This window comes from Anaerovibrio lipolyticus LB2005 (genome assembly GCF_000621545.1).
Taxonomy (GTDB): Bacteria; Bacillota; Negativicutes; order Selenomonadales; family Selenomonadaceae; genus Anaerovibrio; species Anaerovibrio lipolyticus_A.
Genome location: NZ_JHYA01000004.1, coordinates 195,132 through 221,446, shown reverse-complemented (window position 1 = coordinate 221,446; position 26,315 = coordinate 195,132). Strand labels below are relative to the sequence as shown.

Here is a 26,315-nt window from a genome sequence, read left to right as displayed (position 1 = left end):
GGTTACCTATTATCCTTCGAATGGATCACTTATCTTTTAAAATGTCCTGCTCAAAATCGTAATATATCCCCATGAAACTAAGACGGCACCAATTCAATACAGAAAGCCTCTATACGCAATAATCATACAGCAAAATGTGATACCGCCCCTATAATTACATGTGGATTCATTTATCAATATTCCAGAAAAAGCAAGCACCCACACAAAAATGTGGCTATCTTATGCCATCGAAAAAATGATTACCCCTGCAATAATAATAATGTTACCAACTAGTCGTTTTAGAGTTATCTTTTCTTCCAAAAAAATTCTCCCTAATATCATAATATATAGATATACCAAAGACTCTATTACTGCTCCATATTTCAATGGCATTCCCTTAAATGCAATTATCATCAGTATCATGCATATAAAAGATAACCCGTATCCTATAATAACCAACAGATTCAGATATTCCTTTATTCGTGAATCTCGCTCAACATTGCTGCTCTTTTTTAATAATACCTGTGAAAACGCAGATAATATTCCAGAAAAAACTGCAATCCCTACATAACTACTCATCGCTTGTCACTATCCAAATACCAAATACGATAATAACGGCCCCCACAACATTCCATATTGTTATTATTTCCCCAAATATAAGTGCAGACCATATCAGCCCCAAAATAACCGTAACACCTTTATTAGACATGGCTATTACGAGATCAAAATGCTTCAGTACCTTTTGCCATATGATGGCATGTACTACAAGCAGAATTACTTCTATTCCCATAAACAACGATATCATCAAAATATTCTCTCGCATAGCGGCAAATTTAGCCATTACCGCTACAAGAGAATATATAATTAAATCAATATATAAGAGGACATATTTTTTTATTTCTTTTTGTTTGTCTGTCATGATTTAATTCTTTTATTTGCTTTTTTAATTCTTTTATTTCATTCCTAAGAAGAATAAACCTCATCAGGCAAACAGTAATTACACCTAATGTGGTTACTACTTAAGATGGTAGCGATCTACTAAACGCCATCCAACATTGCTGGTTTAAAAATACAAATTGAGTAATAAAGCATCGATGTACCTTGACAGTAAAAAGCATTTTAAACAAATACAAGTGAAGTCCGCCTTTTTAGGATAATTTCATGTTTAATTATAGAACTAGAAAACGATACTCTTTATATTTTAAAGCAGTTTGGCTAATATTTGTTCTTTTTGAAGTCAATAAAAAAGTTATTGTAATTAGGGTGTATGTCTAACTCAATTCAATCATTAACTCTGAAATCGCCCAATACCTCATCTAAGGCCCAATCCATATCAACTGTTAAAAAATTCATTTACTGACATCATCCTTTGACCTTATATGTTTTCGCAATGATATAAACCGGTCTACTCCTAGAGGCATCCAAAGTTCTCCAAATATATTCTGCAATAATTCCTAGAGAAATATTTGTCAAGCCAAAGCCTAGAGCCAATATACTCGCAAGAGTCGAATATCCAAGCTGTACATTAGGATTGGTAAATCTGTTAATTATAGTAATACTGCCTATAACCATTCCCACAATAAAAATAATAATCCCCATAAAGCTCACCAATCGAATAGGCATATACGAGAACGCAACGAATGAGTCTATGAAGGCTTTAATTTTTTTTGACAATGTCCATTTGGACCCCCCAGCTGATCTTGCATTATAATCAAGAGAAACATTTTCATACCGAAATCCCATATTCATAATCTGCAAAATTACCTGTGAGTTGGCTTCCACATTTTCATTAAGGAGATCAATAACCTTCCTACCAAAAGCAACTGTTGCTGTGCCCTCAGAAGAATATGTACTAATCGCATACTTTTTCATCAAACTCGAATAAATTCTTGAGAACAATCTTGAAATGCGCGAAATTTCAATAGTCTTCTTTGAAAAATAAACAATTTCTGTACTACCCGATGATATTTTTTCATGTGCAATTTTTATTATTTCCAACGGTTCCTGCAAATCCGCTCCAAACCATGTGCAGATATCATAACTGCACGCCTTTATTCCAGCTCTAACAGCGGCATGAAACCCAAAATTTCTTGATAGTTCAAGCAATTTAACAGAACTAATACATTTAAAATTATATTCTTTAATTATTTGCACAGATTTATCTGTTGAGCCATCATCTACAAAGATAATTTCAATTGGAAAAAGGCTTTCTTTTGCATAATTATCAATTGTTTCACAAAAAAAGCCTAAAGTCTCATGCTCATTCAAAAACGGCACCACAATAGATAGCCCTTTTGCGTTATCCATAAAATCGCCTCTCTAAAGCATTAATTTTTCATCCACAATAATGTATGCAACAGGGTATATTATTACTTATTTGCCATACAGGATGATGTCCATATCAAGTAGTGAAATCCGTAATATTTTTTATTTTCTCATCATCTATGAGAATTTCTGATAAGCCTCTTACTATATCAGCCTCTCTATATTCAAAGTCACTCTGTATTGTTTCACCAAGTATACGCTCTCTAATAAGCATCTCCGGTTCATTATATCCAACCATTGCCCTTAAAGGTGATGTGCCAGATATCCTAGGATTTATTTCAAATACATAAAACTTTCCATTATGAATACGGCCTTGAATATTTATTGGCCCCTTTGATTTCAATGCATTTGCAATTTTTTTACACGGCTCAGTAACTTCCTTAAATTTTCCGATTCTTCCTTGAGACACACCGCTACTAATTGCAATTATATCTCCTAATTCGGCACGCCCCGTTCTATTCGGGATTTTCATCCTATTAGATAAACCACTTAATATATTCTTTTTAACTGCTATAGAATTAATATACTCACCATTTTGCCCAGACATAACACCTACTGTATATTCATGTTCAGGATCACCTATGTACTCCTGAACAGTAAACACATCATATATGCTAAGCAAGTACTCACCGAATAATTCCAGTTCTTTCTTATCCTGTGCGACAAAAGTATTAGCAGACCCCCCACCACCTACAGACGGTTTTAGAACCACAGGGAAAACATCAATCTTGTCCATATCCTCATGACTTGCAACATTCCAATGCTTCTGAATTTCAATGCAATTTTTTTCCAAGAAATCCAAGGTTTTATTCTTGTCCATGCACACATCGATAACTTCTTTAGAGTTTATTCCCAGGCATATATCATTTGATTCAAATAAAGCTCTATAGTTACTAATTATCGAAAGTTCCTTCTCTGACCCAGGAAAAATTATCTTTACGCCCTCTGACTTACATATTTTTAGGATTTTTTCTAAATATCGAGGATCATCAGCTTTCGGAACCAAATAACCTTTATCAACCTCAGCAAACCCTTTGCTTGCCCTACCAATGTCAGTACATATCATATATACAGACAGTTCTGATAACTTTAAGCATTTAATTATCTGTTCTCCTACTCCACCGCCACCTGCACCGGTAATAAGTACGTTCACTTTTTCCATCTTCTATTTAAAACCTCCATGACCTTGTTATTTACATTTTGAAAAAAAACATCATGAAAAAAAACATCATCAACCAAAAAATTCACCATTTCAACACTCATATTACTTGTATCCAATATACAAAAAGATGGTCGGTTTCCAATATCCCTAGGAAGACCAATGGAGCCGACATTAACAAATATGGTACTATTATTCACTTTTTTAAAAAAAGATCTATGTGTATGCCCCATAAAAACCATTCTATATTCGGGTTCATTCCATCCGTAAGATTCGTCATCCTCATACAGATACCCATTGATATGATTTTCTGCAGAACCATGAATAAAAAAAATTTTTCCTTCCGAAGTCTCCAACTCATATTCTTCTGGCAACTTTTTTATCCATTCAAAATCCTCTTTATTCATATCTATCATCTGGCTCTTGAGACCATATATTTTATCTTTTTCTGAATCAATAGGGAGTTCACCCAAAAGCATTGCCTCGTGATTACCTTTTAGAACAAGCGCGCCTCTATTAATCAAATCTCTTTTTATATATAGTCCCTCATCCATATATCCAAAGATATCCCCAAGATATATGATTCTATCCACGCAATAAGATTCAATCTTATTCATACACAAATCATAAAAGATTCTATTTCCATGCGCATCGGAGCAAATTGCATATCGCATTTTTGTTTTCCTCTATTCAAGAACAATTCGTAATGAAGTAACTTTCCCCTTATAACCTGCATCTATAAGTTTTTTACGTATATTATCCTCAAACGTGTATGAACAAACGAGTACCGTTTCAGTTGGCCTTTTCATAAAGTCTTCTAGCGATTCAATAGGATTATCAAATCCTGGATAATATGTATTTGATAAAATTTTATTATCATCAATAAATCTCAAATTTATACTATCTACAGACTCGGATATAATATTTAGCCAATTAATAAATCGCCCAGGTACATAAATTCCAATACTATTACCAGATACTAGTTCTTTACTGAACCAGTCAACCATTTTCACCTTCTTAAGTGTGTATTTTTCATAAAATGCCTTTAATAACGCTTCGCTTTCACTCGGAATCTGTTCCAACAATCTTTTACTTGCTGAATCATCAGATTTTTTTACATATGCATTTAATACATTGCCAAGATCAGAAACCATCACATCTCCAATCAAATCATTACCTAATAAAGTATACTCAAGAGTCTTTTGGGTAAAATAACTCCAGTGTTCGGATAAGAGCATTGAAATATCACCAATCTCTATGTTTTTTTCACAGTTTGGAACGGAAATCAGTACCCCTCCATTAGGTTTCAGAAGGCTCTTAACACCTGTCAAAAAAGCATTTCTATCATATAGGTGTTCTAAAACACCAAAAAATACAATATAATCAAATTTTTCACTAAAATTACCAGGCTTAAAGAACTCTCGTCTAATATTTACACCATATTTTTTTCTACCATATTCGGCACTATCTCCTGGCTCTACCCCAACGCACGAAGCACCTCTTCTTTCCATCTCATTCATAAGATATCCTGTGCCACACCCTATTTCAAGAACACGTTTGCCATTCAAATCTACACCAGCATTATCCATCCAATGTAAAAAATCATTAGCATAATCTTTACCATTACCAAAATCATCCATTTGTCCGCTAATGGCAGATCCTAATGAATACGCTTTGTCGAGCACACGTTCTGTCGTTTCAGATTTAACCTGTGAAACCACTCCATCTCTGCACTCTAAATTCATTGATATGCTATCAGGAATCCCCTCAGGATTATGTGCCTCATTCAGTGGTGCAAAAACAAACGGTATGTCACCAATCCTATAGTTAGTTCTACTACTCATTTTTTAAAAATCTCCTTTTCATCGTTGCATAATCCCGCATAGTATCCTCTATTTGAAATTCCTGTCTATACCCCGATATTGCTTCAAATCTTTCAATATCAATCTCCCAATTTTGTCCATCTGTAGGATCTGCGTTGCCAGAAAAAATAATTTTCGATGTGCTTGAAGTAGTCTCAATCCATTTGCGCGCAAGATCTAAGTTTGAAACTGTAAGAGCAGATCCCAAATTATATATTCCATTTATTTCTGCATTTTCCAATACTTTTTCACATGCCTGAGCAACATCTCTTACATCAATATAATTTTGTCTGCGAGACCCCTTTCCATTCAAAATCAAGTCTTCGCCTAAAATTGCACGATCTCCAAAAATTGTAAAAATAGTTTTTTGTTTCATATCACGACCAATTGGGGATGGTATCCTTAAGATTACCACACGTATTCCATACTTCTCCATTTGCTCAAACATCATCTCTTGAGATGCTTTTGTCACATGATACATCGTTGGTGGTGCATATTTCGAATTATATACGTACTTACCATTAATAGTCCCCTCTAATATTGGTATACCAGAAATGAGTGTACACATTTTTACCTTTTGTTTTATGCAATAATTTATTAGTCTATGCGTGCCTACAATGTTGGAATATGATAATTCAAGATTAATATCATTCGTACTCTTATTTGCAGCAACGTGTATAATGGCATCCATATGTTCATCAGCCATTTCCGGTGGCATTTCTTCGTGCCCCATATCCCACCTATAATACGTATCAATTTGCGTCTCAGAGTTTTTTTTTGTTCCACACCCCACAATATGATACTTATTATAAAATCTTTCCGCTATTGCGCTTCCTACGAAACCGTTTGTTCCTGTTATAAGAATATTCATAACTAGCTGCCCCCGACAACTGTTAAATAACGCTATTATTTTTATACCAATCCAGTGTCTCTTTAATTCCTCTATCAAAACACATTTTCGGTTCAAATCCAAGAATTTTCTCTGCAAGCCGAATATCCGCACAAAGGTTCCGTACATCACTTGTTCTTTCAGGTAAATGATCCCATTTTCCCTTGTAACCCATATAATCACAAATGCCCTGCAGCAAATGATTCATCGTCATGCCTTTTCCGGAACCAAGATTTATAATTTTGCCCCTAGCTTCTTTTTTTTCATAAGCAAGAAGCAAACCTCTCACAGTATCTTTTACATAAATAAAATCACGGGTCTGCTCACCATCACCATGGATTACCGGTCTGCCACCATGCTTTATTCTCTTAGCCGTTACCGGAATTATGGCCGCCAGCGGACCTTCTGCATTCTGTCTTGGCCCATAATTATTAAATGGACGTATTATTGATATATCCAAATCCAAAACCTTCGAAAATGAATGTACCATCAAATCTGCAGCCGCCTTCCCTGCTGCATACGGAGTGGTAGGATCTGTAGGATGATTCTCATCCATCGGCGAATATTGAGCTGTTCCATAAGCTTCCGAAGAAGATGTGTGGATAAGTGTCTTGTAAGCACCTACTTTAAGAAGTTCTAGCAATGTATTAGCAATCTGTACGTTTACCAAATATGCATCGAAAGGATTAAAGAAGGAGTAGTTCAGTGCAATTGTTGCCATATTAAATACAACTTCTATTTCTTCCCTTTCAATAATAGACTGCATTACACCGAACTGCCGGCAATCATCACGATAAAGAACAAAATTATCATTTGTCATGGCCTCTGCAATATTTTCCATCTTACCCAGGAAAAAATTATCCACGCAAACAACCTTACCGACTCCATTTGCCAGCAGTGCATCACATAGATGACTGCCTATAAAGCCTGCACCACCTGTTACTAATACATTTTTTCCTTCTATTTGTGCCATAATATTTTTTCTCCTTCTGCGTTACATTGCATCGACCGTTTTACGGATATTGCGGACAATATCTTCCTGGTCATCCCTGGATATCCCCACATATAACGGTAAAGTAATTGATAAATGATCACAAGCATAGGCGTTTACATAATCCTCTGATACATAGCCAAACCTGTTTTTATAATATCCAAGCATATGTACTGCATGAGTTCCCTGCCTAGTAGCAATACCAATAGCCTCCAACTTTTCCAAAAGAGTGTTACGGTACTTACCGCCTTCTTCAACAGAGCCAATACCCAACACCTCAAGATTTAGCATACAAACATAGGATTGATATGTATGAAAATATCCTTCCGGTTCTACGGGGGTGATAAACTCAGGTAAAATATCCGATATCAACTCATTATAAATAACGGCACCTTTACGTTTTTCCTCAATAATTGTATCCAGTTTTTTAATTTGGGCAAGTCCCATTGCTCCCTGTACATCCGTCATACGATAATTGTAACCAGCTTCATTGAACTCAGGAAGCAAAAAGCCTTTTCCTTTATCTCGCGCATCCGCCGAAACCGTACTTCCATGCGTACGAAGCTCTCGCATTCTTTTGGCCAGATTACTGTCATCCGTCAGCACCATGCCACCTTCACCAGTTGTAATGGATTTACGGGGATGGAAACTAATACAAGATGCATTTCCGAATGCTCCCTGATGGATACCATTGATCTTAGCTCCCAAAGCACATGCCGCATCCTCAATAACCGTAAGATTATATTCCGTAGCCAGCTTATTAACCTCATAAATATCGCAACACAAACCAAATTCGTGCACAGGAACAATACCCCAAAGAACATTGCCGGTCTTTTTATTGATAAGTCTACCATTTTTAGACTCATATTGATTTTCAATAATTTGACGAAGATTTTCGGTATCAATATTGAATGTATCTTGACGAATATCACATAAAACAGGCACTGCACCTGTCATTACAATAGCATTCGTTGTTGCGACAAAAGTAAATGCTGGTGCTATAGCATCCATTCCAGCCTTAAGTCCATATGCAACCATGGCAAGATGTAAAGCTGTCGTACAAGAGGTAGTTGCTACACCTTCAGATATGCCTTCGTGCTTAGCAGTTTGCTTTTCAAATTCTGCCACTTTAGGGCCCTGCGCCACCCAACCCGAATTAAGGCTATCAGATATAAGCTGAATTTCCTCATCTGTAAAATAAGGTTTTGTAACAGGATATTTTTTCATGTTATTATTCACCCTTCATACTGTACTTTTTGCCACATTCCGGACATACTCCATCATTCAACTTGAAACCACATTCACACACCCATCCGATTTGATGGGCAGGATTCCCTACAACCAGAGCATATTCGGGCACATCTTTAGTTACTACACTTCCACAACCAACAGTAGCATACCTACCAATGGTTACACCACAACGAATTGTGGCATTTGCTCCAATGGATGCTCCTTTTTTTACAACGGTTTCAGATACACGCCACTCATTGTTAAAGGCGCGCGGAAACATATCATTTGTGAAGGTCATAGATGGCCCCAGAAAAACATCATCTTCCACAGTCACGCCATGATATACATTAACATTATTCTGAATTTTTACATGTGATCCAATGCTAACGTTTTCGTCGATATAAACATTTTTGCTAATAATGCACCCCTCACCAACGATTGCACCTTCACGAACTTGAGCCTGATTCCATATTTTGGTCCCATCACCAATTGATGCCTTACTGCTAACCTCTGCTGTTGGATGGATATATATATCACTCACGCTTTTTCCCCCTCGAAAAAATCATTTACTGTCTCAATAACATATTGAACCTGTTCATCGGTCATCTCCGGAAAAATTGGAAGGCAAACCGTTTCTTTTGCAAGGTTTTCAGCAACTGGACACCCTTGCTTGGCTACTCTTGAATTCTCTCCATCAAATGCCGCCTGTTTATGGAGCGGAACAGGATAGAAAGTCCCTACACCAATCTCCTTCTCAGATAAAGCTTGACACAATTCCTGTTTTTTATTTGTACAAACTACAAATTGATGCCAGCATGTCTTGTTATCCTTCTTATATTTTGGGCAACGCACATTAGCCGTTAGTCCTTTTATGTAACGTTGAGCAATACTATCACGTTGCTTATTAAATTCTTCTAAATGTCCAAGCTTAACGGAAAGAACCGCCGCCTGCAATGCATCAAGACGAGAATTGTAAGCTATCAAATAATTATAATACTTATAAGGATCGTAAAGCTCCGTCACTTGCTCTCCTGTAGAAATCATTGATGAAACACCGGTCATATTCTCTCGTGCTTTTGCACCATTCTTACCAGCTCCATGCTCACGCAACGATCTTAAGTTTATTGCCAAACAATCATCATTAGTCGTAACCAGGCCACCATCACCACAGCCACCAAGATTTTTTGTTGGATAGAATGAAAAACAACCAATATCACCTATTGTCCCGGCCTTACGACCATGATATTCACTGCCAATAGCCTGTGCATCATCCTCTATAACCTTTAATCCATGTTTCCTCGCTATTGCCATAATCTTATCCATATCGCACATAGCACCAAAAATGTGGACAGGAAGGATTGCTTTCGTTTTTCCTGTGATTTCTTCCTCGATTTTTTCTGGATCAATTGTGTAATCATCAGGGCGAACATCAACAAAAACCGGTTTGGCGCCTACACACGCAATTGCCTCTGCCGTTGCAAAAAACGTAAATGGAGTTGTAATAACCTCATCTCCTGGCTTGATATTGCATGCCCTTAATGCCAATATAAGAGCTGCAGTTCCGCTTGAACATCCAATTGCATGCTTTACTTCTAAATACTCTGCAACTTTAGATTCAAAATCATTAACATAACGGCCTCCAATGTATGCACAACTGCTCATCACCTCTAAAACTACTGGCTCTAGCTCAGTTTTAAGACTATTATATTGTTTCTTTAAATCTAAAAATGGCACCTTCATCTTTAATTCCTCCAAATAGTGTATTTAGCGTTACCTTAAATATTATCATTAATTTGCCTTATAACCTTCTCACAGCAGTCAATAGCCCGTGTCCCAGCAAAACCATCAACCAAAACTGGGCTACCATTACGCACAGCGTTATAAAACATGATAAGTTCTGCACGAAGCGGTTCTTGTATCGGAACATAGATTTTTTGAATTATACTGTCTTGCATATATGAATTATCTCTGTTTTGATCGACAACCAAATGAGTATTTTTACTTACAGACAAGGTTTTTGCAATCAAATCAGCATATATACAAAAATCCTTTGTATGAACTTCCAGCGTGCGAACTTTATCCTGAGATACACGGCTTGCGTGGATAACTGCGTGAGCATTAGCATTAAATTGAAGAACACATGTGGCGAAATCTGGCTGTTTAGACTGAATGATTTCCCCATAACCTTGTACGGATTTTACCGGGACACCATTCATTAATTCACATACCAAATCAATATCGTGAATCATCAAATCTTCGACTACACTTGTATCACTAATCCGGCCACTGTTTACAAAAGGACTGTAACGACATGCCTCAACGTAGAATATATCAGAAGGCTTCACCAACTTCTGCAACTCAACAAAAACTGGATTGCAACGCTCTATATGGCCAACAGACAATACAAGGCCTTTCTCTTTAAATACTTCAGAAAGAAATTTTGCATCCTCAGCATTAGTTGCCAAGGGCTTCTCAATTAAAGCGTGTACACCATGATGAGCTGCCATTAGGCCAATTTCTTTGTGTAAGGATGATGGGACAGCTATAACAACAGCTTCTACAGACTCTAATAGTTCTTCTATTGATCTACAAACATGTACATCATATTTTTGTCCCACTTTCATAGCTGCATCATAATTGCTATCATATATACCAACCAAATCAAAACATTTCTCTTCATTCAGATTGCGAACATGGTTTCTCCCCATATGGCCAACACCGATAACGCCTATTGGTAACATGTTGTTCAGTGCCCCCTAAAACTATTTTTCTAATATCCACATGTATACATCTTGCTTCATATTATCACAAATGCCCCCCCTCCGCAAGACATCTGTCCTTCAGGTCGGCATCTTCATCGGCCGGGAAATCGGCCTTATACTAAATAACTAAATAGTTTTAACTTTCTATATTGGTTTTAACATCCGTTTGTCTTGCTGAGGGGTAACAAAAAAAGGAACCCAAACAATTTGAGTTCCTTTTTTAAATATCATTTATTTTGTTGTATTATTTTATTCTTAAAACTTAAACTTCCTCAATACAGTCTGTACATCCTGGGCCAGTTTGGCCAAAGCATCGGAGGCGGAGGCGATTTCCTCGGCGGATGCGGACTGCTCCTCAGTGGCGGCGGATACGGACTGCATTTCGTCAGCTACACGGCGGGCACCGGCATCAATTCATGCATCTCACCAGTGATGCCCTCTGCCTGACGGGCAACGGTCTGAACTGTATCAGCCATTTGGTTAACATTGTCACTAACCTGATTTACAATGCCGGCAATTTCATCAAATACCTGGCTGAGACCTTCAACGGACTTGGTGCCTTCGATAACGGCATCATTACTCTTGGCCATAGCATCAACAGCCTTGCTGGTATCGTTCTGGATACCGCTGATAAGCTGGGCAATCTGCTGAGCCGCCTCTCCGGACTGCTCTGCCAGTTTTCTTACTTCCTCTGCTACTACAGCGAAGCCGCGGCCCTGCTCACCGGCACGGGCTGCCTCAATAGCCGCATTCAATGCCAGCAAGTTGGTCTGACCTGCCAAATCAGAAATAGTATCTACAATGGCACCGATTTCCTGGGAACGCTCGCCCAGCTTATCTACCAGCTGAGAAGCATATTCGGAACTCTGGCGCACGCTATGAATCTGCTTAACAGAGCTGCCAACCTCCACAGTACCGGCAGAGGCCCTTTCGGCTGCCTGTCTGGACTTATCTGCAACATTTTCAGCCTCTTTGCTGATGTTTTCTACGGAGTCACTGATCTTGATAACCTCGGAGCTGCCCTTGTCTACAGCCACCTGCTGCTTCTCAACAATTTCAGCAGCACCAGTTACGGACTGGGCTACAGATACAGCTGCATCGGCGAACTGCATGGAGATTGCGGTAAGCTCCTCAGAAGCAGAGGCAATCTGTTCAGCACTCTTGGATACTTCACTAAGGAAGTAACTTACGGATTTGGACATTTCAAAGAGGGCACGCTCCACATCACCGAATTCATCACCACGAGAAGAGGCTTACACCTTAATTATTACAATCAACAAACATTATTAATGTATACTCTGATAGTCCAAATACATTTTATTAGGTTTCAAATGAAGCCAATCCATAAAATCTTCTGTATTATATTTATTGAATTTTGGATTATAACTGCCATGTACAGGGATATTATATTTTTCTCCCAGCTTGCGGACATCGTTTTCCAGTTTTATTACACCAAGAAATTTATCATCAGTAGCAAATAACTCGTAAACTTTTGGATGCCAAGCTGGTAGATATAGCTGTATCTCTATACCATTATCTAACAAGTATTTTATTAACCGCTCAAAATCCTTCCAGCGTTGGGAATGAACATCAGTAAAACCTTGCCCCAGCTGATAAATTGAGCCTGACTTTATTTGTTCATTTATCTCTTTATCAATATCATCTGTATTATGAAAACCTGCAGTAGGAGGAACATAACGACCTTCTGGTAATATCTTCTGCTTTGCTCCCATTTCTGCATCATCAGCCAATGATACCGTTTTTTCTATTGCACTAAAACCATTCTGTTCCAACGATTTTTTTGCCGATTGAAAATATGAAAGAGAATACAATTCTTTTAATTTAGAGTACGCCATTTTGCTTCTCAAATGTTTATCATCAAAAGCCGACTCATTTTCAATGCCATTCTTCAAATACACGGCATATTTATTTATGGTTGCCTGACGACCAGCGGTAGCATCACGCAAAAAAGCCCATGGATCCACACCAATAACTACCCGTTTAGGCATTTTGTCATAGTATTTCAGAAGCCCTACTATTGAATAGTAATCACCTAAATATGCCCCGGACATCCCCGCATTGTATATATTTTCATAATCAAATGGTATATACATAACGTGGCTGGAGCCAATTATTACAGTTTCCGGTGCACATTCCATAGAAGCTATTCTTCTCTCCTGCAATAAGCCTTCATCCATATTCGCAGGTGCTTCCACTATGTGCCCAACATTAAGATATTCTGCAATCTGGTTGACCACATCATCATGAAAAATATTTGCCGGGTCCACAATATAATTACAGCATACAATTGGCACAAAGGTTATAAGAGTTATCAATACTATTTTTATAATAAACTTTTTCACAATTACGCCTCGTTAAAACTGAAAATATATAAAAGAGGATGTAGCCAATGGCATCTTTAAAATAGTCCAATAGATAATGACAATATAGATACCCCAGCGCGCTATTAATCTACGATGTGATACCCACTCCAAAACATCCTGTTTAAGCGACACATAATCAAATGCAAATATCACAAATATTGGTACAAGCAATGATGGCACATCAAATATTGTAATTCCCACGCCACTATACATGAACCAATCTATACCACCAATTGGAATAATGATATTACCTAAAATATAAAAGGCATCCGAAATCGTTCTGGCTCTGAAGAACACCCACGCTATATTACAAACCGCAAAGATAAACATTATTGAAAGGACTTTTCTAAGACCGCGTCTTTCAATTTTATTAAAGCCCAACAAATTCTCAATAACCTGGATAAGCCCATGGATTCCACCCCAGAATACAAACGTCCAGCTTGCGCCATGCCACAGGCCACTCACCAAGAAGGTTATCATAATATTTATATTATGTTGTAAAGCTGAGCATCTGCTGCCACCTATGGGAATATATAGATAGTCTCTAAACCAGGTAGACAGAGAAATATGCCACCGCCCCCAGAATTCTTTTAAACTACTGGACCAATATGGACTTTTAAAATTGGTCATTAACTTAATACCGAGTATTCTAGCAGAACCAATAGCAATGTCAGAGTAACCGGAAAAGTCACAATAGATCTGTAATGTAAACAAGAATACTGCCAACAGTAAATCAAAACCTGTGCATTTGTCCAAAGAGCCATATACATTGTCTACAATAATGGCTGCATTATCCGCCACTACCAGCTTCTTAAAAAATCCCCATGCCATTAATCTGAGGCCATATACAGCTTCATCATAACTAAATGTCTTAACTGACTTTATCTGTGGCAATAAGTTTTGAGTTCTTTCGATAGGACCTGCAACGAGCTGTGGAAAGAAGGAGATAAAGGTTGCATATTGTCCAAAATGACGTTCAGCTTTTACCTTACCTTTATAAACATCGATAACATAACTCAAGGTCTGGAAGGTATAAAAGGATATTCCCACCGGCAACAATACCTGTAAAGTAACAGGATGTAATGGCAGTGCCAACTGAGCACAGACGTAGGCTACCGATTCTAATACAAAATTGAAATACTTAAACACAAACAGAACCCCTAAACAAATCAGGCTAGCTACCGCTATAATAAGCCTCTTTTGTTTTGTCGATTCTGTTCGTTCCAATATAATAGCTGAAATATAAGATACTATGGTCGTTCCCAATATCAATACCACATACTGCGGGTTCCAACTCATGTAAAAATAGTAGCTGGCAACCAAAAGCAAGCCCCAACGAAACCGATGTGGCATCCCCCAATATAATAAAAACACTACTGGCAAAAATATTGCATATTGTTGAGAATTAAAATTCATAATAACGCTAAAACGCTTTTCACCTCCGACATCCTTCACATACTACCACATACATATTCATTCAGCAATAATTTACCAAATAAAATAAGACTGTGAGAAAAACATATGTGATCCCACAGCCTTATTAATTCAACTCTTTATATTTTTAAAACTTAAACTTCCTCAGTACAGTCTGTACATCCTGTGCCAACTTGGCCAATGCATCAGATGCGGAGGCGATTTCCTCGGCGGATGCGGACTGTTCCTCGGTGGCGGCGGATACGGACTGCATTTCGTCAGCTACGCGGCGGGCACCGGCATCGATTTCGTGCATTTCACCGGTGATGCCCTCGGCCTGACGGGCAACGGTCTGAACTGTCTCGGCCATCTGATTTACATTGTCGCTGACCTGATTTACAATGCCGGCGATTTCATCAAATACCTGGCTGAGGCCTTCAACAGACTTAGTGCCCTCGATAACGGCATCGTTACCCTTGGCCATGGCATCCACAGCCTTGCTGGTATCATTCTGAATTCCACTGATAAGCTGGGCAATCTGCTGAGCTGCCTCTCCGGACTGCTCTGCCAGCTTTCTGACTTCCTCTGCTACTACGGCGAAGCCACGGCCCTGTTCACCAGCGCGTGCTGCCTCAATGGCGGCATTCAATGCCAGCAAATTGGTCTGGCCAGCCAAATCGGAAATAGTATCTACGATGGCACCGATTTCCTGAGAACGCTCACCCAGTTTGTCTACCAGCTGAGAAGCATATTCGGAGCTCTGACGCACGCTATGAATCTGCTTAACGGAGCTACCAACCTCCACAGTACCAGCAGAAGCCTTCTCGGCCGCCTGTCTGGACTTATCTGCCACAGTCTCAGCCTCTTTGCTAATGTTTTCTACGGAATCACTGATCTTTGTAACCTCAGAGCTGCCCTTGTCCACAGCGCCCTGCTGCTTTTCAACGATTTCGGCAGCACCAGTAACGGACTGGGCTACAGATACAGCTGCATCAGCAGACTGCATGGAGCTGGCAGTAAGCTCCTCAGAAGCAGAGGCTATCTGCTCGGCACTCTTGGCCACTTCACTGAGGAAGGAATTTACGGATTTGGACATTTCGAAGAGAGCGCGCTCTACATCACCGAACTCATCACCACGGGAAGAAGCTTGGCCCTGAATTACGAAATTACCGGACTTAAGGCGATTACAGGTCTCTATCATTTCCGTAAGTGGAGCCTTAATTTCCTTGATAATATACAGGCTTACGAAGAGCAATAATACGAAGCACGCTACAATGCTGAGAATCATGGTACGGGTAGAGCTTGCACTGGCCTCCTGGTTGGCGGCATTAACGGCAGCAGCTTCTTCCACTGCATCCTTGGTCAAAGCCTTCAACTGGTCACGCAGCTTGGTGGTATCATCCTTACCAGCACGATTGTACTCAGCAGTACCAGCCTCGGAGCCGCCAGCCTTAACAGCATCAATTACTGCTGGCAGAGATGTCTTGAACTTATTCCATGTCCCCATCATTTCCTTGACCTTGGCATCAGTTGCTGGGTTGTCCTTTACCAATGCGGCATATTCATTGATCTCCTCATCAAAGGAAGCAATATCCTTGGCCTGTGACTTCTTAACCTCATCGCAGCGGGATGGATCAGCAATGGCCTGCATGGAGCGAACCTGAATGGTTCTCATCTTCTCAGTACAGCTACCCAGCATATTTACGCTCTGGAGCTCTCTGGCATAAAGAAAATCCAGCTCCACCGCGGCCTTGTCTATGGAAGAATACCCCCTGTACCCCACAAACAACATGCCTACAATACTGATTGCTACCAAAATCAAAATCTTGACTGTTACCTTTAAATTGTTCACTTAAGTTTCCCCCTTGTGAAATAGTAAACCTCTCTTTCATCCTATTCCATTCTTTTTTATTTAAATTTTTAAGCTAACACCTTGGAAAGTCTGATAAACTCTGTATCCAGAGTCTTTCTGTTATTAGTGGCCTCATCTATAGGAATCTCTACCACAACCCCCGTATCGAATCCTACTACCACATCTTTCTTGCCTTCAATCATTGCCAGTACAGCCTTTTCCCCCAGCATGCTGGCATTTATGCGGTCCTCCACAGTAGGGGAGCCGCCCCGCTGGATATGTCCCAGAACAGTAACTCTAGTGTCAATCTCAGTTTTCTCCTGAATCTGCTTGCCCAACTCTGTGGTGGTGACGCCCATTCCCTTCAGGGCACCATCAGCAACCACCAACAGACTATACTTTTTCCCCTTGGCATAATCTGCACGGATTTCCTCACAAATCTGGTCAATATTGGACTTGGTTTCAGGCACCAATACATACTCAGCACCACCGGCGATACCAGCTGTCATGGCCAGCCAGCCGGAGGTCTTGCCCATTACCTCAATAAGGACTATGCGACGATGAGCACAGGCGGTATCGCGGAGCTTATTTATTGCATCCACCACTGTATTGGCCGCTGTATCAGAGCCAATGGTGTAATCCGTGCCCCACACGTCATTTTCAATGGTGGCCGGAATCCCGAGAACCGGCATGCCGAATTCCTTGCTCATGGTGGCGGCACCCTTGATGCTGCCACTGCCACCGATAACGATAAGGCCTTCAATACCATGCTTTTTTAAATTTTCATAGCCCTGACGACGACCATCCTCCTCAAAGAATTCTCCGCTGCGGGCAATCCCCAAGAAAGTACCCCCACGCTGAATCATATCTCCCACACTGCGGGTGGTGAGCTCCTCGATCTCATCATTAACAAGTCCCCTATAACCGTTGTGGACACCCCAAATATGGACACCCTGATGGACTGCTGTGCGGACTACTGCCCGAATACAGGCATTCATGCCTGGGCAGTCATTGCCGCTGGTGAGTACGGCTATATTCTGCAACATTTATAATGCCCCCTCTTACTGTATATGGTTTCTTTTATTAGGGGTATTTCTTTCAGCAAGGGACTCAGTGCTAAAACTATTATTTTGCTTTCAATTAGTCAGCAAGAAAAATCCAAACTCGCTTCGCTCAAACAATGGATGTTTTCTCGCTGTGTAAGTATGCAAAAAATAGTCTCTTAACGCACTTCGCCCAACGCTTCAAGAAATTACCCCTATCAAAAAATATCATCTATTGCGTAAATCGCGCTCGATGTCTCGTTTTACAGCCTTATCCTTAAGATCCTGCCGTTTGTCATAATTATGTTTTCCACTTGCCAGAGCAATTTCAATTTTCGCTCTGCCCTTAACAAAGTATATTTTCAACGGAACTATGGTAAAACCCTTCTCACGGGTCTTACTAAATAATTTTATTATTTCCTGTTTATGCATCAAAAGCTTACGGGGCCTGCGTTCGTCGTGATTAAAAATATTTCCGTGATCGTACGGACTGATGTGCATATTCACAATAAATATTTCGCCATTTTTGATTTCAGCGTAGCTGTCCTTAAGGTTAGCCTTGCCTTCGCGGAGAGATTTTACTTCGGTTCCCTGAAGGACCAGCCCTGCCTCGAAGGTGTCATGGATAAAATAATCGTGACGAGCCTTGCGGTTTTCGCAGACTATTTTCATTCCTGCATTTTTTCTTCCCATTGGTACCTCTAATAATATAAATCTCAATTACTTATATTTTGCATTATTTCTTTAACTATAATCTGATTAGCTTTCCAAGAATAATGCATATCATCTGCCCAAAATAAATCGGTATACTCACTTCTGTCGGATGACTCTATTACCTTACGCAAGGAATTTGTTGTATCTATAATAGCATAACGATGGGACAGTTTTTTCAAATCATTAATTACGGTATTTTCCCTCCAGTCTGAAGGTGGCGATGCAAAATAAGGTGAATAGACATCATATTTATCCGATACCGGCAACAAAATCAGCTTTATACCCTGTTTTTCGCAATAACCTGCCACATCATTTAAGTTATTGTTAATGTTATAAACAACCTGCTCTTCAAATCGCACATTAGCATTGGATAAAGGAAACAGTAATTTATCCTCCCAGCCTGGATTGGAAAAGGCTCTTATATTAAGCTTCCAAATACCTACAGCATCATTAAACCGGTAATCATCATCGTTGGTCATTCGTCTGAGCCACGACTTTATGAATTCAGCATTGGCTTTTACCATAATCCCGGGAGCGAGCTTTTCCTCAGCAATTTGCGCTTGTACATCAGCCTTTATCCGTCCAGCCATCTGGGCCTGATTAAAGCCCTCAACAGTATAATCATACTGCTCTGGTTCCTTCATGCCAAAACGCTCTTTCATATTAGCCGTTAAGGACTCTAAAATAATTACCCTGGGCTTTATCTGCTCCAACAGCCCGGTATTTTTTAAAATATAAAATGTTTTTAAAGCATCATTATACGGCCGGCATGGAACATTCATAACCGATACACCATATTCAGAGCATATATAGTCCTGATAATAATTTCCCCCACTACCGTTAGAAAAGGAATCTCCGATAGTTAAAATATCTACATGAGTTTGCTCTAATTTATCCGCCACCTCACTATACTCTATATGCTTTTGGGGATATTCAATAGGATGGGTCAATGAACTGGTCATGTTTATCATGCCCATACGACTGAGATCACCATGGCCATCTTCATCATAAAAAGAATTACTGGATACAGTCTGCCAAAGAACCATATTGGCTATAAAAAACACACTTATTACTAAAAAAAGTGCCAAACAATACTTTTTGGAAGTCATTATATATCCTCACATTAAAATTGGAAATACAAAAAATCAGATATATGGGAAAAGAAATAAAAGGACACAAATCCAGCCAACAGAGTCACTGCCAGCCAGACTTTATTGGGGCTGTAATATTTTTCCACCAAACGCTGTGCACTGGGGCAAAACAGCAGTAAAACTGCAAATGCCACAAGCATACGAACGCGAACCCCAGTCGGTCCATGGAAAACCAAGCCAACTACCGAACCATCAAAGATTCCAACCATGGAGGAAATAATTTCCAATGCGCTGCCCACACTGTCTGCACGGAAAAAAACCCAAGCCATAACAACGGCAATAAAGGTTATAGGCCAAGCAATAATCCGTGGCAACGAAAAATTCAGTGTGCGCCATGAATGATTAACAGCTAAATACACACCATGTATTCCACCCCACAAAATATATGTCCAACCAGCGCCATGCCATAAACCAATAATAAGCATGCTCAATATCAAATTACGCATTTTGCTAATGAAGCCATGTCTATTGCCCCCCATGGGAATATAAAGGTAATTTTTAACCCAAAGTCCCAATGTCATATGCCACCGTCGCCAAAAATCAATAATGCTGGTGGCTTGATAGGGTGAATCAAAATTCCGTGGAAGGCGCAGGTTAAACATAAGTCCAAGACCTATGGCCATCTCAGAGTACGCGGAAAAATCAAAATATAGCTGAAAAGTATAACCAATGGCAGCAAACCACGCTTCTAATGGCAGAAGGCTGTCTGGACGGGAAAAATATTCATTTACCCATGGGGCTATGCTATCAGCAATTGCCACCTTTTTAAAAAGTCCTAAAAAAAACAAGGTCATGCCTTTGGCAACATTATCATAATTAATTTTATAGGTTTCCTCTGAAATAAATTGCGGTATCATTTCCCGATTATTAATAATTGGACCCGCAATTAAATGTGGAAAAATAGTAACGAATTCACAATACGAGGCAAAATTGGCACTATGAACATCATCACGATAAACATCAACCAGATAGGCAATCTGAGTAAAGGTAAAGAAGGAAATACCCAAAGGTAAAATAATCTCAGGAACCCAAAAATATTCTGTTCCCAGGACATCATTTATAGTAGTCAGAAAAAAGGCTGTATACTTGAAATATCCAAGTAATGCAACATCACCACAAATGCCAGCAACAATCCATTTCTTGCGATTAAATCCTGCTTCTATCTTACGCCCCATGAAATAGTTGAAAAGTATTGACGCCATGAGCAATGGCACATATCTAATATCCCAATAGCCATAAAATGCTAATGACGCAACAACAATCCAGTACATCCCCCACTGCCATGATTTTCGCCCGATTAGATAATATCCGGCAAAAACAATAGGCAAAAAAACAATAATGAACTCATATGTATTAAAAAGCATCCATGCTCTCCTCAAAAGTTAGATTTACGCTATAATATCCCGCTTCTTGCGTCGTTTAGCAGCTTTATGATCATGTTTGTTTCTCTTATTAATCTTAGTCTTCTTTTTAGGTTTATCAGAAGTAGTCTTTTCAACCTTTTTCTTCTCCTTAGCTGGCTTTTTTCTGTCAAATTTCTTACTGGATTTCTTCTCAGTTTTTGCAGTTTTTTTACCAGCCTTGCTTCCTTTAGCGATTTTTTCCTTGGCTTTTCTGCCAGAGGAATTTTCCATATTTATGGCCCGTGGGTCGCAATTATCCTTTACCACAAAATCCAGTGCTTTTTCCTCAACACTGGCCCGTACGAGAATAACCTCAACCGTATCACCTAACTGGTAGCTGCGATGATGATGATTCCCCACCAAAGCGTAGCGATTTTCCACATAGTCGTAATAGTCATCCTTCAGGGTGGTCATGTGAACCAGTCCCTCTACGCCGTTATCCAGCTCCACAAAGAAGCCAAAGCCGGTAACGCTGCTGATAACCCCTTCGAAGGTGTCCCCCACGAACCGCTCCATGTATTCTACCTTCTTAAGGTCGGTGGTATCCCGCTCCGCAGATACTGCCACCCGCTCCCTTTTAGAGGCATGCTCCGCCATTTCCGGCAGCTTCTTAACCAGCTGCTCCCGGCGCCCCTTTGGAATACTCCCTGTTGGGAAGCTCTCCCGCAGTAATCTATGTACTATCAAATCGGGATAACGACGAATAGGAGAAGTGAAGTGTGTATAGTATTCGGCAGCAAGACCGAAATGTCCTTCATTTTCTGCAGCATATCTTGCCTGTTGCATGGACCGGAGAGATACAGTGCCCAAAATCTTTTCCTCAGGCTTCCCCGCAATTTTTTCAAGGGCAAGCTGAAGCTCCTTTGGACGGATATTCCCCTCTGCAGAGGTCTTTAAATGCAGTCCAAAAGTACCCATAAGGCGATTTAATGCCTCGATTTTCGTTGGCTCAGGTGTTTCATGGATACGGTACATAAATGGCTGCTTACGGCGGCACATGTGCTCTGCCACAGTCTCATTAGCCGCCAGCATACACTGCTCCACAATGGATTCACCCAGATTGCTGACACGCTTTTTAAGGCCCACAGCCCTGCCATTTTCATCCAGCTTCACCTTTATCTCCGGTACCTCAAAGTTAATGGCACCACGATTATGGCGATACTTGTACATGGCATTGCGCACCTCTTCCAGATTATAAAGAAGTGGCAAAATATCCTCATTATCCTGACAGAAATCCTTATCCCTATCCACCAAAATCTTGTTTACCAAGGTATAAGTCAAACGGCGATATACATGAACCACCACCGGCAAAATCTTGTATTTTGTTACCTTGCCCTCAGGGCTGATCTCCATTTCACAGGCCATGGACAGGCGGTCCACCCCTGCATTAAGACTGCAAATACCGTTTGAAAGCTCCCTTGGAAGCATTGGCACCACACGGTCCACAAGGTACACAGAGGTGCCTCTGGCCTGAGCCTCAATGTCCAGTGGCTGATTTTCCCGCACATACCAGCTTACATCCGCTATATAAACACCAAGGAAGAAGCTGCCATCATCGTGTTTTTCCACGTAGACGCCATCATCAAGATCCTTGGCATCCTCGCCATCAATGGTAACAATTTTAAGATGTCTGCGATCCTCACGGCCATTTTTGCCAATATGCTCCTCTGCATTTATGGACTGCTCCACAGCATTGGCAGCCTGCTGAACAACATCTGGAAATTCCTCTGCCAAATCATACTGACGCATAATAGAAAGGATATCCACACCGGGAGCACCAGATTTTCCCAGCACCTCCACAATATGGCCTTCAGCCTTTTTGCCGCCCTCAGGCCATTGGGAAACCTCCACTACCACCTTGTCACCGGTCTTGGCCCCCAAAAACTGACCTAAAGGAATATAAATATCCTCCCTTATACGGGTATCATCCGGAGAAACGAAGCCGAAGTTACGGCTGGCGGAAAAAATACCAACGATTTTGCTGTTGGCCCGCTTAATAATTTTATATACCTCTCCCTCCTTGGAACGTCCGGGAGTAACGGCATACTGTGGAAAGAGGCGCACCTGCACGGTGTCGCCATTCATGGCGGTATGAAGGCCACTTTTCAAAATGAAGATATCATCCTCATTTTTCTGCTTTCCCTCAGGGGTAACAAAACCAAAGCCACGGGAGGACAAGGACAGAACGCCTGTAACCAGCTCCTCTGCCATCGGCTCCCTATGTGTTATTTGGTTCTTTACTTGTTTTATTTTCTTATCTATTTTCTTATGTTGTAATTTTCTCTTCATAATTTATCTTTCTTAAATCATTATATATTTATGAATGCTCACGGATAAACTCATCCACCAACTCAAAAGCCTTGTCCCGCTCACATCCTATGGTTATCAGATGCCCGGACTCCTCCAGCCATATCAGTTCCTTCTCATAGCTTCCGGACAAATCATAAATCTTATTTGCACTACGGTCACGGGCAGTATGGTCACCGTGGCTGTGCATCACCAGCATTGGGCACTTTACCCTTGGCAGTTCTCGCTTGGTTCTGTCAATAAGATCCAGAAGCTCATGTACGGACACCATTGGGTACTCACCGTAGGAAGCATTACACACCTGAGGCACATCGAAATGCATCCGCTTCTTTTTAGGCCAGTATTTATTTTTGCAATATTCCTTGGCCGGCAAACGATAAAGCTGCTTATCCTCGTGAATAAATATGGGAGCCGCCAAGGTACAACAGCATTTTACGCTGGCATTGGCGGCAAGAAGAATGCTGAGCAGGCCCCCCATAGACTGTCCCACCACAGAGATTTTTTCACATATCGAAGCTAATATGGAATAACCGTCGCACACGGAATCATACCAATCCTCCGAGGTCATGTGAGCCATATCCTCGGTGGTGGTGCCATGCCCGGCCAGACGCACTGCCAGTACGGTGTATCCCTTGTCATTAAGATATCTGCCCAACAAAAGCATTTCTGCCGGAACTCCGGTGAAACCGTGAATTAAAAGTATGCCGTGTGGGCCTCCCTTTAAGAAGAAAGGCTCGCCGCCGTTAATAATCATGCTGGTTATCCTTTCAAAAAAGAAAAAGCGCCTACTACCTACCATAGAAACTATGATGGATAGTAAGCGCCTTGTGTCAAATCACATGGTCATCTTGGCAATCACCAAAGTGATTACTGCAAAAAGAATCGCAAAGACCACAGTTACTCTTGCCAGAAGTGCATCCATACCGCGGGCACTGCTGCTAAATACTGTGTCACTACCGCCGCCCAGGCCCATACCTGCAGACTTTGGAGACTGAGCTAACACTGAACCAATCAGAACGATAGCTACCAATGCATCTATTACCATCAAAACCGTAAGCACTCTACGGACCTCCTATTCCATCTCAAAGTATAGTATAACGCAATTGTTCAAATTTTTCCTCATTTTTATGAGGAAAAATTACCTCATAGCGTTTCATCGAAGTATATATAGTTTATCAACTTCGATATATCATAACACAATATATGATTAAATACAAGAGATGTATTAGTCGATGGTTCTGATCTGAATCTTGTTGGTGTTGTTACCCTTGCTCATGTTAATACCAGAGGTTACCACGGCAATATCACCCTTGTTGACTAAACCGGAGCGAAGGGCTGCCGCAATGGAGGCACCAGTACGGTCTGGCTCATCATCCCAGATACGGCCGTTAACCAGCTGTACACCCCAGCGAAGGTTCAGCTGACGGGCCACCTTGGAGGTGGAAGCATAGGCTATAATAGTTGCCTGTGGACGATATTTGGAAACCATCTGAGTGGTAAAGCCAGTCTCAGTTGGAGTAATGATAGCAGTAGCATCCAGCTCGTAGGCCAGCTGTACAGTGGAATGGGCCACTGCATCAGTGATACTCTTTTTATGCTCCATACCCTTGGTAATAAAGCGGTTCTCGTAATGGATGGACTCCTCAATGCGCTTGGCAATGGTGCTCATGGTCTGCACAGCCTCTACTGGGTAATCACCACTGGCAGTTTCACCGCTGAGCATAATGGCATCAGTGCCATCGAATACTGCATTACCAACATCGGAAACCTCAGCTCTGGTTGGACGAGGATTGCTGGTCATGGACTCCAGCATCTGAGTGGCCACGATTACCAGCTTGCCGGCCTTGTTACACTTGGCGATAACATCCTTCTGAATAACAGGAACATCCTCAGCAGGAATTTCCACACCCAAATCGCCACGGGCTACCATAATACCATCGGCAGCAGCGATAATGGCATCAATATTCTTTACGCCTTCAAGATTTTCTATCTTGGCAATAATTTCCATGTGGCCGTTATTGTCCTTAATGAGCTTTCTAATGGCCTCCACATCGCTGGCACGCTGAATAAAGGAAGCTGCCACGAAGTCCATGTCGTGCTCAATACCAAAGAGGATATCCTTTTCATCCTGCTCGGAAATTGGCGGCAAACCGATGGCTACTCCTGGCACAGCCACGCGCTTACGGGTGCTCATTGGACCATTGTTGAGGATCTCAGTAACAATATCCTGACCATCAATCTCTTTTACCTTAAGCCCCACAAGACCATCAGAAAGAAGAATGGTGTCACCTGGCTTAACCTCCTGATAAAGATTCTTGTAGCTGATAGGAGCCCCAGTTTCATCACCTGGCTCATCGGACTGGGTGAGACGGAAGGTGTTGCCCTTGACCAGCTGAACCTTACCATCCTTAAAGGAACCAAGACGCATCTCAGGACCCTTGGTATCTAACAGAAGCGGAATAATGGTATCGGTGTGTCGGGCCGCCTCTCGAACTTTCTCGATTCTCCCCAGCTGCTCTGCATGGTCGCCATGGGAAAAATTAAAACGGGCGCAGTTCATGCCGTTTTTCATCAGTTCTTCAATAACTCCAGGCTTATCGGTGGTAGGACCCATGGTACAAACGATTTTGGTTTTCTTAAACATTGCTCAGCACACTCCTTACATTATTTCTGTTTATGTATATTAAAATAGTAATAAAAAGCTATTATAGTTAGCCTATACATTCTATTCTATTGTACCACGAATGTCTAGCACAAACACGGTAAAAAATCAAGAATTGTTATTCATTGTTGTTTGGTATATTCTATATAGGATAGTTTTTTGAACCTCATCCCCCTCCTGTGGAGGGAC

General features: G+C 40.7%; 25 protein-coding genes. All 25 read right to left on the bottom strand.

Features of this window, described 5'->3' with window-relative positions; genetic code table 11:
- Positions 1–219 precede the first annotated feature (219 nt).
- Entirely contained in the window at positions 220–558 is a 339-nt protein-coding gene (locus T355_RS0105390; RefSeq protein WP_027396862.1) for an EamA family transporter, read from the bottom strand.
- A complete protein-coding gene (locus T355_RS0105385) occupies positions 551–898 on the bottom strand; it encodes a hypothetical protein (protein WP_037329873.1) in 348 nt (115 codons plus the stop codon). Before T355_RS0105385 ends, T355_RS0105390 begins: the two co-directional genes overlap by 8 nt.
- Positions 899–1,341: 443 nt before the next feature.
- Positions 1,342–2,286 carry a glycosyltransferase gene (locus tag T355_RS0105380; RefSeq protein WP_027396860.1) on the bottom strand — a complete coding sequence of 315 codons (945 nt, stop codon included), beginning with the start codon at positions 2,284–2,286 and terminating at the stop codon, positions 1,342–1,344.
- A gap of 94 nt (positions 2,287–2,380) precedes the next feature.
- Positions 2,381–3,466 carry an ATP-grasp domain-containing protein gene (locus T355_RS0105375; RefSeq protein WP_027396859.1) on the bottom strand — a complete coding sequence of 362 codons (1,086 nt, stop codon included), beginning with the start codon at positions 3,464–3,466 and terminating at the stop codon, positions 2,381–2,383.
- Positions 3,454–4,137, bottom strand: coding sequence for a metallophosphoesterase family protein (locus tag T355_RS0105370; protein WP_027396858.1), 684 nt, complete (start codon positions 4,135–4,137; stop codon positions 3,454–3,456). The genes T355_RS0105375 and T355_RS0105370 overlap by 13 nt, the downstream gene beginning before the upstream one ends.
- A 12-nt stretch (positions 4,138–4,149) precedes the next feature.
- Positions 4,150–5,307 (bottom strand): class I SAM-dependent methyltransferase, encoded by a 1,158-nt coding sequence (locus tag T355_RS0105365; RefSeq protein WP_027396857.1) that lies wholly within the window; start codon positions 5,305–5,307, stop codon positions 4,150–4,152.
- Positions 5,300–6,196: an NAD-dependent epimerase/dehydratase family protein gene (locus T355_RS0105360; protein WP_027396856.1), complete on the bottom strand. Its 897-nt coding sequence runs from the start codon at positions 6,194–6,196 to the stop codon at positions 5,300–5,302. Before T355_RS0105360 ends, T355_RS0105365 begins: the two co-directional genes overlap by 8 nt.
- A 22-nt stretch (positions 6,197–6,218) precedes the next feature.
- Positions 6,219–7,187: a dTDP-glucose 4,6-dehydratase gene (locus tag T355_RS0105355; RefSeq protein ID WP_037329872.1), complete on the bottom strand. Its 969-nt coding sequence runs from the start codon at positions 7,185–7,187 to the stop codon at positions 6,219–6,221.
- A 21-nt stretch (positions 7,188–7,208) separates the two neighbouring features.
- On the bottom strand, positions 7,209–8,432 hold the full coding sequence (locus T355_RS0105350) for a DegT/DnrJ/EryC1/StrS family aminotransferase (protein WP_037329871.1): 1,224 nt from the start codon (positions 8,430–8,432) through the stop codon (positions 7,209–7,211).
- Between the two features lie 4 nt (positions 8,433–8,436).
- Positions 8,437–8,976, bottom strand: coding sequence for an acyltransferase (locus T355_RS0105345; RefSeq protein WP_027396853.1), 540 nt, complete (start codon positions 8,974–8,976; stop codon positions 8,437–8,439).
- Positions 8,973–10,175 carry a DegT/DnrJ/EryC1/StrS family aminotransferase gene (locus T355_RS0105340; RefSeq protein ID WP_027396852.1) on the bottom strand — a complete coding sequence of 401 codons (1,203 nt, stop codon included), beginning with the start codon at positions 10,173–10,175 and terminating at the stop codon, positions 8,973–8,975. The genes T355_RS0105345 and T355_RS0105340 overlap by 4 nt, the downstream gene beginning before the upstream one ends.
- A 35-nt stretch (positions 10,176–10,210) precedes the next feature.
- Complete coding sequence (locus T355_RS13650) at positions 10,211–11,176, bottom strand: Gfo/Idh/MocA family protein (RefSeq protein ID WP_051555392.1); 966 nt, start codon at positions 11,174–11,176, stop codon at positions 10,211–10,213.
- 276 nt (positions 11,177–11,452) lie between these two features.
- Positions 11,453–11,578, bottom strand: a complete 126-nt coding sequence (locus tag T355_RS15530; RefSeq protein ID WP_269318762.1) for a hypothetical protein — start codon at positions 11,576–11,578, stop codon at positions 11,453–11,455.
- A gap of 8 nt (positions 11,579–11,586) precedes the next feature.
- On the bottom strand, positions 11,587–12,399 hold the full coding sequence (locus T355_RS13645) for a methyl-accepting chemotaxis protein (RefSeq protein ID WP_155851675.1): 813 nt from the start codon (positions 12,397–12,399) through the stop codon (positions 11,587–11,589).
- An 84-nt stretch (positions 12,400–12,483) separates the two neighbouring features.
- On the bottom strand, positions 12,484–13,395 hold the full coding sequence (locus T355_RS0105325; RefSeq protein WP_155851674.1) for a hypothetical protein: 912 nt from the start codon (positions 13,393–13,395) through the stop codon (positions 12,484–12,486).
- 177 nt (positions 13,396–13,572) lie between these two features.
- A complete protein-coding gene (locus tag T355_RS0105320) occupies positions 13,573–15,036 on the bottom strand; it encodes an MBOAT family O-acyltransferase (RefSeq protein WP_197019555.1) in 1,464 nt (487 codons plus the stop codon).
- A gap of 106 nt (positions 15,037–15,142) precedes the next feature.
- On the bottom strand, positions 15,143–16,846 hold the full coding sequence (locus T355_RS13640) for a HAMP domain-containing methyl-accepting chemotaxis protein (RefSeq protein ID WP_051555390.1): 1,704 nt from the start codon (positions 16,844–16,846) through the stop codon (positions 15,143–15,145).
- Positions 16,847–16,914: 68 nt separating this feature from the next.
- Positions 16,915–17,892, bottom strand: a complete 978-nt coding sequence (gene pfkA, locus T355_RS0105310; protein WP_027396849.1) for a 6-phosphofructokinase — start codon at positions 17,890–17,892, stop codon at positions 16,915–16,917.
- Positions 17,893–18,117: 225 nt separating this feature from the next.
- Positions 18,118–18,582, bottom strand: a complete 465-nt coding sequence (gene smpB, locus T355_RS0105305) for an SsrA-binding protein SmpB (protein WP_027396848.1) — start codon at positions 18,580–18,582, stop codon at positions 18,118–18,120.
- 23 nt (positions 18,583–18,605) lie between these two features.
- Positions 18,606–19,712, bottom strand: a complete 1,107-nt coding sequence (locus tag T355_RS0105300) for a hypothetical protein (RefSeq protein ID WP_027396847.1) — start codon at positions 19,710–19,712, stop codon at positions 18,606–18,608.
- Positions 19,713–19,726: 14 nt separating this feature from the next.
- A complete protein-coding gene (locus tag T355_RS0105295) occupies positions 19,727–21,118 on the bottom strand; it encodes an MBOAT family O-acyltransferase (RefSeq protein WP_027396846.1) in 1,392 nt (463 codons plus the stop codon).
- A gap of 24 nt (positions 21,119–21,142) precedes the next feature.
- The gene (rnr, locus tag T355_RS13635) at positions 21,143–23,446 is read right to left on the bottom strand and encodes a ribonuclease R (protein ID WP_071997168.1); all 2,304 of its coding nucleotides are present in this window, start codon (positions 23,444–23,446) and stop codon (positions 21,143–21,145) included.
- A 28-nt stretch (positions 23,447–23,474) separates the two neighbouring features.
- Positions 23,475–24,218, bottom strand: coding sequence for an alpha/beta hydrolase (locus tag T355_RS0105285; protein ID WP_027396845.1), 744 nt, complete (start codon positions 24,216–24,218; stop codon positions 23,475–23,477).
- Between the two features lie 81 nt (positions 24,219–24,299).
- Positions 24,300–24,509 carry a preprotein translocase subunit SecG gene (gene secG / locus T355_RS0105280; protein WP_037329902.1) on the bottom strand — a complete coding sequence of 70 codons (210 nt, stop codon included), beginning with the start codon at positions 24,507–24,509 and terminating at the stop codon, positions 24,300–24,302.
- A gap of 180 nt (positions 24,510–24,689) precedes the next feature.
- The gene (gene pyk, locus T355_RS0105275) at positions 24,690–26,108 is read right to left on the bottom strand and encodes a pyruvate kinase (RefSeq protein WP_027396843.1); all 1,419 of its coding nucleotides are present in this window, start codon (positions 26,106–26,108) and stop codon (positions 24,690–24,692) included.
- Positions 26,109–26,315 lie beyond the last annotated feature (207 nt).